This is a genomic window from Brevundimonas sp. TWP3-1-2b1 (genome assembly GCF_049896165.1).
Taxonomy (GTDB): domain Bacteria; phylum Pseudomonadota; class Alphaproteobacteria; order Caulobacterales; family Caulobacteraceae; genus Brevundimonas; species Brevundimonas subvibrioides_B.
Genome location: NZ_JAFCTT010000015.1, coordinates 18606 through 31451, shown reverse-complemented (window position 1 = coordinate 31451; position 12846 = coordinate 18606). Strand labels below are relative to the sequence as shown.

Below are 12846 nucleotides of genomic sequence, written 5' to 3'. Positions count from 1 at the left end.
TTGCGTTGTCAGCCGACCATCTGCATGCTGAGCCATTCGGCGATCAGGGCGGGCTTTTCCGCGCCTTCGATCTCGACGGTAAGTTCGTGCTTCAACAGCCAACGGCCGCCGCCCTTGTCCTCGGCGGACAGCAGTTTGAACCGGCCGCGGACGTTGGAGCCGGCGGGGACCGGGGCGAGGAAGCGCAGTTTGTCGAAGCCGTAGTTGACGCCCATCACCACGCCTTCCAGCTTTTCCACAGCGTCATAGGACATGGCCGAGGCGAGGCTGAGGGTCAGGAAACCGTGGGCGATGGTGCCGCCGAACGGGGTCTGTTTGGCCGCCACCGGATCGATGTGGATGAACTGGCGGTCCTCGGTGATCTCGGCGAAGGCGTCGATCCGGGCCTGATCGACCAGTATCCATTTCGAGATGCCGATCTCGGTCCCGATGAGCGACTGGAGGTCTGAGGTGCTGGTCATGCGGCGGCTCCTGTTTGGGTCGCCGGGACGAACCGGCCTTCGATGATGGCGGCGAACAGGCCGGGGTCGATATTGCCCCCGGACAGGATGACGGCGGTGGTGCGCCCCTTCGTCTCGATCTTGCCGGCAAGGACGGCGGCCAAGGCCGCGGCCCCGCCGGGCTCGACCACCAGTTTCAGGGTGCGGAAGGCGTAGGCGACGGCCTCGGCCGCCTCCAGATCACTGATCGCGAGAGCGCCCGAGAGGACGCGCTGGTTGATCGGGAAGGTCAGGACGCCGGGGATCGGGGTCTGGAGCGAGTCGCAGATCGAGGGCGGGCCCTGCGGGTGGCTCATCCGTTCGCCGGCAGCCAGAGAGCGGGCGGTGTCGTCATAGGCCTCCGGCTCGACGGCCCAGGTCTTCGTCTGCGGACTGCGGGCCTCCATGACCAGATTGATGCCGGCCATCAGGCCGCCGCCGGAGCAGCAGCACAGCAGCTGGTCGATCGGGCCGTCGGCCTGATCCAGAAGCTCCAGAGCCGTCGTGCCCTGACCTTCGATCACATAGGGATCATCGAACGGAGGGACGAGGACGGAGCCGCGCTCCTTCGCCACCTGGGCGCCGATCTCCTCGCGGCTTTCCTTCCAGCGGTCATAGAGGCGGACCTCACCGCCGAACGCCTTCACACCGGCGATCTTGATGGCCGGGCTATCGGCCGGCATCACGATGACCGCTCGGGTCCCCATGAGCCTGGCCGCCGCCGCCACGCCCTGGGCATGGTTGCCGGACGAGAAGGCGACGACGCCGGCGGCCAGTTCATCGGCGGTGAAGCGGCTGATCCGGTTATAGGCACCCCGGAACTTGAAGGCGCCGGCGACCTGCATCGTCTCGGCCTTCAGGAGGACGCGGCCGCCCATCTGTTCGTTGAGGGCCGGGCTCTCGATCAGGGGGGTGCGGACCGCCTCCCGGGCGATCTGGCGGGCGGCGTCGAGGACGCCTTCGTAGGAAGCGGTGCGGTCGGACATGAGAGGCACTTAACCCGATCCGGTTCGTCCGCGTAAGGTGGCGAAAACGAGGGAAACGCTTCGAGCCATGACGACCTGCATCCTCGCCATCGACCAGGGCACGACCTCGACCCGCGCCATCGCCTTCGAACTGCGCGAGGACAAGGGGCTGCATCCGGTTGCCGTCAGCCAGATCGAGCTGGAACAGCATTTCCCCCGTTCGGGCTGGGTCGAGCATGACGCGGCCGAGGTCTGGGCCGCGACGCTGCAGACCTGTCGCGAGGTGATCAGGAAGGCCGGCGGCGTCGGCCGGTTCGCGGCCATCGGCATCACCAACCAGAGGGAGACCTCGGTGCTGTGGGACGCCGCAACCGGCGAGCCGCTGCACAGGGCCATCGTCTGGCAGGACCGACGGACGGCGGACGTCTCGGCGCGCATGGCGGCGGAGGGGCATGAGGCCATGGTCCAGGCGGCGACCGGCCTGATCCTCGATCCCTATTTCTCGGCGACCAAGTTCGCCTGGCTGCTGGACGCCGTGCCGGGGGCGCGGGAGCGGGCCGCGCAGGGCGAGGTCAAGCTGGGGACGATCGACAGCTGGCTGGTCTGGAAGCTGACCAACGGGGCGAGCCACGTCACCGATGCGACCAACGCCAGCCGTACCTCCCTGATGGACCTCAGGACGCGCGAGTGGCGCGACGACCTGTGCGAACTGTTCAAGGTTCCGAAAGTCGCCCTGCCCCGGATCGTCGGCTGCGCGGACCGGGTAGGAGAGAGTGATGCGGCGCTGTTCGGGCACGCCCTGCCGATCACGGGCTCGGCGGGCGATCAGCAGGCGGCCCTCGTCGGGCACGGGGCGCTGAAGCCCGGCGACGCCAAGATCACCTATGGTACCGGGGCCTTCCTGGTGGCCAATGTCGGGGCCGAACCGGTGGCGTCGTCGAGCCGGTTGCTGGGCACGCTTGGCTATCAGGTCGGGGAGACGGTCGCCTGGGCGCTTGAGGGGTCGATCTTCTCGGCCGGGTCGGCGATCCAGTGGCTCAGGGACGGGGTCGGGATGATCTCCGACAGCCGCCAGTCCGAGGCGGTGGCGCAGGGACTGAAGGACAATGGCGGGGTCTATCTGGTTCCCGGATTCACCGGCCTGGGGGCGCCGTGGTGGGAGCCGGATGCGCGTGGCGCGGTGATCGGCCTGACGCGCGATGCGAAGCCGGCGCATTTCGTCCGGGCGGCGCTGGAGGCCCTGGCCTATCAGACGCGCGACCTGCTGGACGCACTGGCGAAGGACGGTGCGCCGAGATTCAGCGTGCTGAAGGTCGACGGCGGCGTTACGGCCAACGCCTTCGCCATGCAGTTCGTGGCCGACATCTGCGAAGTCACCGTCGAGCGCCCGGCGTTTCAGGAGATGACGGCGTTGGGAGCTGCAAGACTGGCGGCGCTGGGCGTCGGGCTGATCGACGACCTGGAGCCCCGCAACGAGGAGGCGGCGGCCGTGTGGAAACCGCGGATGTCCGCAGAACAGCGTGAAGCGCTGCTGGGGGGCTGGCATCGCGCGGTCAAGGCCGCCATTGTCGCAGCACAATGACCGACAGCTCCACTGATCCGCAGGCCGCCTTTTCCGGAACACGGGAGGTCGACCCTCGCTACCGACTCGACGAGGCCGCGCTGGACTCCTGGATGGTCGCCAACGTCGAGGGCTATGGCGGGCCGCTGACCCTCCGCCAGTTCAAGGGCGGACAGTCGAACCCCACTTATGAAGTGTCCACGCCGGGCGCGGCCTATGTGCTGCGCCGGAAACCGCCGGGCGTGCTGCTGCCCTCGGCCCATGCCGTGGACCGGGAATTCGCGGTGACCTCGGCTCTGTACAAACAAGGCTATCCGGTCGCTCGGCCCTATGCTCTGTGCACGGATGATGCCGTGATCGGATCGATGTTCTACGTCATGGGCAAGGTCGAGGGCCGGGTCCTGTGGGACCTTAAACTGCCCGGGATGGAGCCGGCCGAACGTCGCGCCATCTTCGAGGCCCAGACCGACGCCCTGGCCGACCTGCACAAATTCGATCCCGCCGCGATCGGGCTGGCCGACTACGGCAAGCCGGGAAACTATTTCGCGCGTCAGGTCGGGCGCTGGACCAAACAGTATCGCGCCTCCGAGATCGATCCGATCCCGGAGATGGACCGGCTGATCGACTGGTTGCCGCTCGGTCTGCCGCCCGAGGGACCGGCGCGGATCGTCCACGGCGACTTCCGCCTCGACAATCTGATGATGGCGTCCGACGCCGCCGAAGTTCGGGCGGTGCTGGACTGGGAACTGTCGACGCTCGGCGATCCGATGGCGGATCTCTCCTATTTGCTGATCGGTTGGGTTTTGCCGCCGACGGTGCGGAACGGTCTGGGCGGACTGGACCTGCCTTCGCTCGGCATTCCGACGATCCAGGAGACGGTCGAACGCTATGTGGCGCGGAGCGGTCTGGGCGCGCCGGAGAACCTCGACTGGCTGATGGCCTACAACCTGTTCCGTCTGGCGGCGATCTGTCAGGGCATCGCCGGACGGGTGCGCGACGGCACGGCGGCCTCGGCCCATGCCATCGAGACGGCGAAACAGGTGGTCCCGCTGGCCAGGGCGGCGTGGGGCTTTGCGGTGAAGGCGGGGGCCTGATCTCTCCTCCCCGTCCGCAGGATGGGGAGGTGGCGCGGCGCTTCTTCAGCGCCGTGACGGAGGGGGCGAGGTCATGTTTCAGGTGAGGGCCAACCGGTAGGACCGTGTCGCCCCCTCCGTCAGCTCGCGAAGAGCTCGCTGCCACCTCCCCGTCGCTGCGCGACAGGGAGGAGAACGCTTCCTCAGTTCGTCAAAATCTGCACCCGCGACCAGACCTCGCCGCGGTTGACGATCTCGATGCGGATCGGGCCAGCCTGGGGGCGGGCGACGGTGCAGACCGGGTAGTGGTCGAGCGAGCCGTCGGAGCAGACGACGGCGCCGTTCTGGTCCCGCAGCGCGAGGTCGATATTGGTGTCGCCGTCGCCGATGGCGGCCACGCGCAGCACTTCGTTGCGACGCGCCTCAATGGTGAAACTATAGGTCTCGCGCGCGCGCAGGCGGCGCACCACCACGATCGGACCGGCGCCGAAAGGCGAGGCGCGCACACCCTTGTCCGGCGACCGTTCGCGCGAAATCTGGTTCAGCAGGACGCGGTCGCCCCCGGCGAAGGTCTCGGCTTCGTCCAGCAGGGCAGCATGGGTCAGGAAGGGTTCGTCGCCGTTCTCGCGTCGGGTCGGGATGTCGCCCAGCATGCGGGCCGCAACGATCATGGCCGGGGCGTCGCGACGTTCACGGGCCCAGTCGGCGACCTCGGCGGCAGTGACCATCCGAGTGATGGCGCGGGCCTCGAGATCGTGGTTGGGAGCTGGCGCCGGACGGCTTTGCGACCCGGCCGGCGCCGCCGTCAGGGCCAGGGCCGCAACGGCTGTGACGATGGCGAGCGTGGCGGCGATAGGGGTGCGTCCCCCGACGACCCGACCCGCGCGCTCAATCATCTTCGCTCCCCCAGAGCGCCGCCATCGGATGGCGACGGATCGTCAATAGCGACGATCGTTTCACGGCGGACAGTGACCGAAACTGATAGGGGCGCCAAGGGTTTGACTGTCGCGGACAACGGAAGGCGTCAACGCGCGGCGGCGCCGAGAATCCGCCGATCGGCGCGCGACTGGACCATCACGACAACCTTGTCCTGGGGATCGGCGACCTCGGGCAGGTCGAGCAGGATCGGACGACCGGTCCAGTCGCCGAGCCGGGTCAGGCTCTGGACGACATTGATGTGGCGGACATCGCGGCCCCGGTTGTCGCCCCCGGCCACGGTCACGGTCTGAAGTCCCGGACGATAGACAACGGCCCAGACGTCGGCGCCGCCGGAGGGCGCGCGGCCCGAGCCGACCCCGACTGCGTCGCCGCTCTCGCGGAACTGGACCTGCGGCGGGAAGTTGCGCCGGGCGGCCTCTTCGTTGACGGCGACCTGGATCGCCCCCCCTTGCGCGCCCGAGACCTGTCGACGCCCGTCGATCACGATCTGGGGTGTATAGACGTTCCGCAGACGCATGGCGGCCTGATAGGCGCGCTGGCGCCGGGCGAACTCGGGCTTGGCGAAGGTGTCAGGCCAGCCGAGGTAGTCCCAGTAGTCGACGGCGTAGGTCAGGGCGATGACACCCGGCTCCTCGGCCAGACCCTCGACCACCTGGTTGGCGGCGGGACAGCCGGAACAGCCCTGGGCGGTGAACAGCTCCACCACCACCGGCTCGGCGGTCGTCTCCGACAGGCGAACGGGGCGCGCGCCCGCCGACTGGGCGGTCGAACCAACCGCGCCGAGCAGACCCAGGGCGGCGACGCCCGCGACGATGATGCCCCTCGCATTCATGGGCTGGAGTCCTAGCCGGAGCGGTGCGCGCGCGCGCCTCATATTCGCGTGAAGGGAGGTCTCCTCCCTGTGCGCGCTTGCGCATGGGGAGGTGGATGCGAGCTCTTCGCGAGCAGACGGAGGGGTTCCTGGTGCGCGCGGAAAGAACCCCTCCGTCTCTTCGCTTCGCTACGAGCCACCTCCCCGCGCCTTTGGCGCAGGGAGGAGACAGCGTGTGTCAGTCCATCAGCTGCTGACTCAGATAGACATAGTGGCGCGCCCACCGCCTCGCGTTGGCGACCGGGTCGGCGTCGTTGGAGTGACCGCCCGAGGTCTCCTCGTAATAGAGGTGGTCGTGGCCCTGGTCGCCCAGGCGGGCGGCGAATTTGCGCGCATGGCCGGGGTGGACGCGGTCGTCGCGGGTGTTGGTGGTGATGTAGAGGCGCGGATACTCCGCCTCCGGACGCAGCTGCTGATAGGCCGAGTACCGGCTGATGAAGGCGGCGTCGCCGGGAATGCGCGGGTCGCCGTATTCGCCGATCCACGAGGCGCCGGCCGGCAGGTCCTGATAGCGCAGCATGTCGATCAGGGGGCTCTCGATCACGGCGGCGTTGTAGAGTTCCGGGTGCTGGGTGATCGAGACCGAGGTCAGGACCCCGCCGTTCGAGCGGCCGTAGATGCCCAGGCGGCGGGCGGAGGCGACACCTCGCGTCGCGAGATCCCGGGCCACGGCGGCGAAGTCGTCGAAGGCGCGCTGGCGGTTCTCGCGCAGGGCCGCCTGATGCCAGGCCGGACCGAACTCGCCGCCGCCGCGGATATTGGCCACCACATAGGCGCCGCCGTTCTCAAGCCACAGCTTGCCCAGCTCCGGCTTGTAGGCGGGCGGGAAGGAGACCTGGAAGCCGCCGTAGCCGAACAGGATGGTCGGGGTGGAGCCGTCCATCGGCGCGTTTGTTGGCCGGACGAGGAAGTAGGGGATCTTCGTCCCGTCCGTAGATGTCGCCTCGAACTGCTCGACCTCATGCGTGGAGGCGTCGAACATGGCCGGGCCGGACTTGAGCGTCGTCAGTTTGTCGGCATTCGCCGCCAGCAGGCTGAGGGTCGGCGGCGTCAGGAAACCCTGGGTCGAGACGAACATCCGGCCCGAACCGCGCGACACGTCGCCGATCCCGACGGCGCTGTTTGCGGGGGCCTCGACCGGGGTCAAGCTCCAGGCCGCGCGGCCGCCCTGACCGAAGGCGAACCGGCTCAGCGTGCCCACGACGTTGTCGGAGACGCCAACCACCAGACCGTCGTCCAGCACGGCGACATCCTGCACCGACTGGCGGGCGGTCGGCTTGAAGATGGTCTCGGGATCGCTGTCGGGCGACGGCGGCGGCATGGTCGGTTGGGCCAGGTCGTCGAGCGACAAGGACAGCAACGTTCCCTCGGCGACGGGGAAGCCGTCGCGATCCCATGCCTCGTCGAGTCCGACGATCAGTCGGCCGTTCTGGACCCCGTGAATGGCGACGCGTTCCGGCAAATTCAGGCGGATGGCGACGCCGCCGTTCAGCCGCCAGGTCTCTGCGCGATAGGTGTCGAGCGGGCGGGAGATGATGGTGGCCAGAACCTCGCCCGCGCCGTTCCGGTAGACCGAGGGACTGACGCCATAGCCGCCGTCGGATATATCGCCGCGATAGATCTCGATGCCCTCAGCCAGGGTCTGGCCGCGCTTCAGGCGCTTGACGATGAAGGGATAGCCGCTCTCGGTCAGGGTGGGCTGGCCGTTCTGGGGGCCGAAGTCGGTGGCGACTAGAAGGGTATCGATATCGAACCATTCGAGCCGGTGTTTGCCCTCCGGCAGGATGAAGCCGTCCTCGATGGAGGCCTTGGTCATGGTGTCGAACTCGCGGACGACGACGGCGTCCTTGCCGCCTTCGGACAGGGAGACCAGGCAACGGGTCTCGTCCGGGGCCAGGCAGCGAGCGCCCTTCCACACCCAGTCCCTGCCCTCGGCGCGGGACAGGGCATCGACGTCGATCAGGGTCTCCCACTCAGGCGCGTCCGTGCGGTAGCTGTCCAGCGTCGTGCGCCGCCACAGGCCCTTGGGATTGGTCGCGTCCTGCCAGAAATTGCCGATGCCGTCGCCGAGGAAGCTCGGCCCCGGGATGCGGGCGGTCGAGGACAGGATGTCGAAGGCCTCGGCGCGGAAGGTCTCGTAGCGCCGGTCACCGGTCAGGGCGGCCAGGGACCGCTCGTTCTCGGCCCGGACGAAGGCCATGGCCTCGGTCCCCTCGACCTCCTCCAGCGCCAGATGATCGTCGGCGGCGCGCACGCCGGCCGGCGACAGGTCGGCGGGGAAGTGCGGCGGTGGCGTCTGGGCCAGGGCGGGGGCCGAGATGGCGATGGCGGCGACGCCGAACAGGAGAGAACGCAACATGGGAACGACCTTAATTCGCGAAAGGACGGGGTCCCCGCTTTCGCGGGGATGAGCGGATACCGAAACCTATTCCTGCGTCGGCGCGTCCATCAGGCGGCGCGACAGGTAGGTGTATTCCAGCGCGATGCGGCGGGCCGTTTCGCGCAGGTTGGCGCCGGCCGCATGCCCGCCGTCGGTGTTCTCGTAGAACAGGACCGGATAGCCCAGTTCCTCCAGACGCGCCGCCGCCTTGCGGGCGTGGCCCGGGTGGACGCGGTCGTCCTTGGTCGAGGTGTGGATGAAGACTTCCGGGTAAGGCTGGTCGGCCCGAAGGTTTTGGTAGGGCGAGTATTCGCCGATCCAGGCGCGTTGTTCCGGGATGTCCGGATCGCCGTATTCCGCCCGCCACGAGGCGCCCGCGAGCAGGCGGTGGAAGCGGAACATGTCGAACAGGGGCACCTGGATGACCGCCGCGTTGATCAGGTCCGGACGCTGGGTCAGCATAGCCCCCATGAACAGCCCGCCCTGCGATCCGCCCATGATGCCGAGGCGGGGCTGGGAGGTGATGTTGCGGGCCTCGAGGTCCAGGGCCACGGCCTGGAAGTCCTCGTGGGCGCGCTGGCGGTTCTGCTGCAGGGCCGCCGCGTGCCAGTTGGGGCCGAACTCGCCGCCGCCGCGGACATTGGCGACGACATAGACGCCGCCCCGCTCCAGCCACAGCTTGCCGACCGTCGGCGAATAGCCGGGCAGTTGCGACACCTGGAAGCCGCCGTAGCCATACAGCAGCGTCGGGTTGGAGCCGTCGAGCGGCATGTCGGTCTTATGCACCACGAAATAGGGGATCATCGTGCCGTCGGCCGAGCGCGCCTCGAACTGTTCCACAGTCATGCCCGAGGCGTCGAACTTGGCCGGGATCGACTTGACCTGGGCCATCTCGCCGGTGGCCGCGTCGACCAGCGACAGGGTCGAGGGGCTCAGATAGCCGGCGACGCTGACGAAGATGCGATCGTCCTGTTCCGAGGCCGAGCCCAGACCGACGGTCGAGTTGGCGGGCAGATCGAGACGGGTGCGCGACCATTCGCCGGACGGGTTCGGCGTATAGACATAGGCGGCGCCGCGCACGTTTTCGTACAGGGCGACGACCAGTTTGTTGCGGGTGGCGGTGACGGATTCGACCGACTCGCGCGCGCCCGGGCGGATGATCAGCTGGGCCGGCGCGGCCTGATCGGCCAGCCAGGCGTCGAGGTTCCAGGCGATGACGTCGCCGGTCCTGAACGCTTGCCCGGACGGCGCGGTCCAGTCTTCCTTGATGGCCACGACCAGCTGGCCCTGGACCAGGGCGTCGATGTCGGACTTGGCCGGCAGTTGCAGCCGGGTCGTCGTCCCGTCCGCGTTCAGCAGATGGGTTTCGCTCTCGTAGAAGCTGACGCCGCGGTTGATGATCACCGCCTGGATCACACCATCCGCGTCGCGCAGCGTGCCTGCGCCGACCGAAACATCCGAGGGCTGGCCGGTGAAGAGGGTTTCCGCCTGATCGATGGTCTGGCCGCGCTTCAGCCGTTTGACGATCATCGGATAGCCTGATGAGGTCATCGTGCCCGGGCCGAAGTCGCGGGCAATCAACAGGGTGTCGGCGTCGACCCAGGTCACGCCGCCCTTGGATTCCGGCAGTTCGAAGCCGCCGTCGACGAAGGTGCGGCTCTCGGAGTCGAACTCGCGCACCACGACCGCGTCCTTGCCGCCGTCGGACAGGGAAATCAGGCACAGACGCTCTTGCGGCGGCAGGCAGGACGAGCCCTTGTAGACCCAGTTCTTGCCCTCGGCCGCCGACAGGGCGTCAAGGTCGAGAATCGTCTCCCACTGCGGTGCGTCGGTGCGATAGCTGGCGATCGTCGTGCGCCGCCAGATGCCGCGCACATGCGTCGCGTCCTGCCAGAAATTGTCGATGTGGCCGTCATGGGTGAAACCCGGTGACGGGATGCGGTCGCGGGCCTGGACCAGGGCCAGGGCCTGTTCGTGCAGGCCTTCGTAACGTGGATCGCCCTGGAGCACGCCGAGCGAGCGGGTGTTGTGCTCCTCGACCCAGGCCATGGCGCGGGCGCCGTCGACCTCTTCCAGCCAGAGATAGGGATCGGTCGCATCGGTGGTGGCGAAGCCCCCCTCGACCAGCGGCGGGTTGGGCAGGGTGTGGGTCTGGGCCAGGGCGGGAGTTCCAAGAATGGAGGAGGCGAGGAGGGCGGCCGTGAGGCTCAGCGAACGACGCATGCAGGGGCGCTCCGAAATAAGGATGGCGCACCTTAGTCGCGAGGGGGCGGGCGGCAAGGCGGCGAACCTTACCGTTTTGTCACGTGGGGCCGGCCCTGGCGAATCAGACGGCGCCCTCGTCGGGTATGCACAGAAGATTGCCGCAGGCCTTGCAGTGGACGGCGTCGGGATCATGGACCTGAAGACCGCACTTCTCGCACGGATAGCGGACCTTGTGCGGCCGGAGCAGGGTCTGGCCCAGTCGCACGAACAGGGTGACGCCGACAAGCATGATGACGATCGACACGAGCCGCCCCCAGATGCCCGGCAGCAGGATATCGCCGTAGCCCGTGGTCGTCAGGCTGGTGACCGTGAAATACAGGGCGTCGACCCAGCCGCTGATGCCTTCATAGCGGCCCATGAAGCCGGTGTAGACGAAGCCCGTGGCGACGAAGACGAAGGTGACCAGGGCGACGACAGCCTTGGTGGTGTCCTCGACCCGGGTGTCATCGTATTTGCGGCCGACGGTGCGCCAGAAGAAGTCGGAGCTGACCAGGGTCCACAGCCGGATGACCCGCAGGAAGCCCAGGTTGAACAGCCACGCCGGGAACAGCAGGGTCGCGAGGATAAACAGATCCACCCAGACGATTGGTCGCTTGAGCCAGTCCCTGATGTTGGAATAGGCCAGCGCCCGCGCGGCGAGGTCAGCGGCCAGAAGCGCCGCCACCAGGTAGTCCACGATGTAGAAGGCCAGGCCGACATGCTTGAGCAACGGCGCGGCGATGAAGAAGGCGACGATGATCAGGTCGATCGCAAGGACGGCCAGTCTGAATCGGACCGCTGTCTGGGAGGCTCCGTGGTAGAGGGCGCGGAGGCGTGCCCGGATGCGGAGGCCGCCACGCGGGAGCCGGTCGGTGGCTGTCATGACCACTCCTCTAGCCACGCTGTCGTCCGAACGCCACGGTCCAGCCTGCAGGCCGGACCGTGGCGCAGGAGATCAGGCGCTCTCGATCGCAGCCGCGATCTGGTCGGTGGAGTGTCCGGTCAGATCCTTGGCGATCTCGCCGACGAGGCGCGAAGAGAGTTCCTTGTGCCAATGCTTGCGCAGCTCGCCCAGGGTCTTGGGCGCCGCGATCACCAGAAGCTTTTCGAACTTGCCGCCCAGGGCCCATTTGTTGAGCACCTCGGCCACGCCCATGGCGAAACCGTCCTCGGCCTGGGTGTCGTTGTCCGGATTGGCCTCGCTGGAGCCGCGACCGGCCGAGCCCGAGGCCCGCTCCTCGATCTCCGGGTTCGACAGGGCGGTCAGGGCGACGTTGTTGTGACCGGTGTTCTTGAACAGGACCAGCTTTTCGCCGTCCACCACGGCCACCATCGCGCCATTGGGAAGATTCATTGGTAAGGCCTCGTCGTCCGTTTCAGAGGACAGGCTAACGAGTCGCGGCCGGGGGCGTTGCGTGACTGCGACCTTGGGGCCTTCGTCCGACGTGTCTATATGGCGTCCATGAGCGGCGCGCCCTCCAGACCCTTCGTCAAGATGAACGGCGCCGGCAACGACTTCGTCGTCGTCAATGCACTGGACCGGCCCTTCACGCCGGGCCCCGACGCCGTGCGCGCGCTGGGCGATCGCAAGACCGGCGAGGGGTTCGACCAACTGATCGCGATCGAGCCCTCGGACACCGCCGACGCCTTCATGCGGGTGTGGAACGCCGACGGCGCCACGGTCGAGACCTGCGGCAACGCCCTGCGCTGCGTCGGCTGGATGCTGATGCAGGCCAACGGCTTGGATGAGGTCACCATCGACACCCTGGGCGGGAAGACCGTGGCGAAGCGCGCAGGCAAGGGCGCGGATGGAGACCGGATCACCGTCGACATGGGTCCGCCCCGGCTGGACTGGCGCGACATCCCCCTGGCCGAGGAAATGGACACCCGCGGCATCGAGCTGCAGGTCGGGCCTATCGACGATCCGGTTGTGCATACGCCCGGCGCCGTCTCCATGGGCAACCCGCATGTGGTCTTCTTCACCGATCGGCTCGACGATGACTTCGTTGTGGGCGCGGGCTCCTTGATCGAGCACCACCCCCTGTTCCCGGAGGGGGTCAATGTCGGGTTCGCCAGCGTCCTGGCGCCCGACCGCATCCGCCTGAGGGTGTTCGAGCGCGGCGCCGGCCTGACGAGGGCCTGCGGCACCGGCGCCTGCGCGGCCCTGGTCGCCTGCGCCCGGCGCGGATTGACGGGGAGGAAGGCGACGGTCGTCGTCGACGGCGGCGAACTGGTCATCGACTGGGATGAGACCACCGGCCATGTCTTCATGACCGGCCCGGTGGAGGTCGAGCGCACGGGCGCCCTGGACCTCTGATCCTCGCCCCCCCGGGC

The 12846-nt window shown here is 68.1% G+C and carries 11 protein-coding genes; 3 read left to right on the top strand and 8 right to left on the bottom strand.

Features of this window, described 5'->3' with window-relative positions:
* Window positions 1–8: 8 nt before the first annotated feature.
* Window positions 9–461 (bottom strand): MaoC family dehydratase, encoded by a 453-nt coding sequence (locus tag ACP7AB_RS13895; protein ID WP_425992425.1) that lies wholly within the window; start codon window positions 459–461, stop codon window positions 9–11.
* Window positions 458–1465, bottom strand: a complete 1008-nt coding sequence (locus tag ACP7AB_RS13890; RefSeq protein ID WP_426046165.1) for a threonine ammonia-lyase — start codon at window positions 1463–1465, stop codon at window positions 458–460. Before ACP7AB_RS13890 ends, ACP7AB_RS13895 begins: the two co-directional genes overlap by 4 nt.
* A 67-nt stretch (window positions 1466–1532) precedes the next feature.
* Here ACP7AB_RS13890 and glpK point away from each other — a divergent pair, with 67 nt between their 5' ends.
* A complete protein-coding gene (glpK, locus tag ACP7AB_RS13885) occupies window positions 1533–3026 on the top strand; it encodes a glycerol kinase GlpK (RefSeq protein WP_425992428.1) in 1494 nt (497 codons plus the stop codon).
* Window positions 3023–4099 (top strand): phosphotransferase family protein, encoded by a 1077-nt coding sequence (locus ACP7AB_RS13880; RefSeq protein WP_425992430.1) that lies wholly within the window; start codon window positions 3023–3025, stop codon window positions 4097–4099. The genes glpK and ACP7AB_RS13880 overlap by 4 nt, the downstream gene beginning before the upstream one ends.
* Before the next feature lie 182 nt (window positions 4100–4281).
* Here the strand turns inward: ACP7AB_RS13880 and ACP7AB_RS13875 are convergent, their stop codons facing one another.
* The 6 genes from ACP7AB_RS13875 to ACP7AB_RS13850 all read right to left on the bottom strand — a co-directional run bounded on the left by ACP7AB_RS13875 (window position 4282) and on the right by ACP7AB_RS13850 (window position 11866).
* Window positions 4282–4974 (bottom strand): hypothetical protein, encoded by a 693-nt coding sequence (locus tag ACP7AB_RS13875; RefSeq protein ID WP_425992432.1) that lies wholly within the window; start codon window positions 4972–4974, stop codon window positions 4282–4284.
* Window positions 4975–5102: 128 nt separating this feature from the next.
* The gene (locus tag ACP7AB_RS13870; RefSeq protein WP_425992433.1) at window positions 5103–5849 is read right to left on the bottom strand and encodes a DUF1223 domain-containing protein; all 747 of its coding nucleotides are present in this window, start codon (window positions 5847–5849) and stop codon (window positions 5103–5105) included.
* A gap of 217 nt (window positions 5850–6066) precedes the next feature.
* Window positions 6067–8247 carry a prolyl oligopeptidase family serine peptidase gene (locus tag ACP7AB_RS13865; RefSeq protein ID WP_425992435.1) on the bottom strand — a complete coding sequence of 727 codons (2181 nt, stop codon included), beginning with the start codon at window positions 8245–8247 and terminating at the stop codon, window positions 6067–6069.
* Between the two features lie 66 nt (window positions 8248–8313).
* Window positions 8314–10491: a prolyl oligopeptidase family serine peptidase gene (locus ACP7AB_RS13860; protein WP_425992437.1), complete on the bottom strand. Its 2178-nt coding sequence runs from the start codon at window positions 10489–10491 to the stop codon at window positions 8314–8316.
* A 103-nt stretch (window positions 10492–10594) separates the two neighbouring features.
* A complete protein-coding gene (locus ACP7AB_RS13855) occupies window positions 10595–11395 on the bottom strand; it encodes a potassium channel family protein (protein ID WP_425992439.1) in 801 nt (266 codons plus the stop codon).
* 72 nt (window positions 11396–11467) lie between these two features.
* Window positions 11468–11866: a host attachment family protein gene (locus tag ACP7AB_RS13850; protein ID WP_425992440.1), complete on the bottom strand. Its 399-nt coding sequence runs from the start codon at window positions 11864–11866 to the stop codon at window positions 11468–11470.
* A 108-nt stretch (window positions 11867–11974) separates the two neighbouring features.
* Between ACP7AB_RS13850 and dapF the strand changes: the two genes are divergently transcribed.
* Window positions 11975–12829, top strand: a complete 855-nt coding sequence (dapF, locus tag ACP7AB_RS13845; protein WP_425992442.1) for a diaminopimelate epimerase — start codon at window positions 11975–11977, stop codon at window positions 12827–12829.
* Window positions 12830–12846 lie beyond the last annotated feature (17 nt).

Coding starts and splice junctions, on each gene's coding strand:
- glpK (WP_425992428.1), top strand. CDS start 1,533: ATGACGACCTGCATCCTCGCCATCGACCAGGGCACGACCTCGACCCGC.
- ACP7AB_RS13875 (WP_425992432.1), bottom strand. CDS start 4,974: ATGATTGAGCGCGCGGGTCGGGTCGTCGGGGGACGCACCCCTATCGCC.
- ACP7AB_RS13890 (WP_426046165.1), bottom strand. CDS start 1,465: ATGTCCGACCGCACCGCTTCCTACGAAGGCGTCCTCGACGCCGCCCGC.
- ACP7AB_RS13880 (WP_425992430.1), top strand. CDS start 3,023: ATGACCGACAGCTCCACTGATCCGCAGGCCGCCTTTTCCGGAACACGG.
- ACP7AB_RS13860 (WP_425992437.1), bottom strand. CDS start 10,491: ATGCGTCGTTCGCTGAGCCTCACGGCCGCCCTCCTCGCCTCCTCCATT.
- ACP7AB_RS13865 (WP_425992435.1), bottom strand. CDS start 8,247: ATGTTGCGTTCTCTCCTGTTCGGCGTCGCCGCCATCGCCATCTCGGCC.
- ACP7AB_RS13870 (WP_425992433.1), bottom strand. CDS start 5,849: ATGAATGCGAGGGGCATCATCGTCGCGGGCGTCGCCGCCCTGGGTCTG.
- dapF (WP_425992442.1), top strand. CDS start 11,975: ATGAGCGGCGCGCCCTCCAGACCCTTCGTCAAGATGAACGGCGCCGGC.
- ACP7AB_RS13850 (WP_425992440.1), bottom strand. CDS start 11,866: ATGAATCTTCCCAATGGCGCGATGGTGGCCGTGGTGGACGGCGAAAAG.
- ACP7AB_RS13895 (WP_425992425.1), bottom strand. CDS start 461: ATGACCAGCACCTCAGACCTCCAGTCGCTCATCGGGACCGAGATCGGC.
- ACP7AB_RS13855 (WP_425992439.1), bottom strand. CDS start 11,395: ATGACAGCCACCGACCGGCTCCCGCGTGGCGGCCTCCGCATCCGGGCA.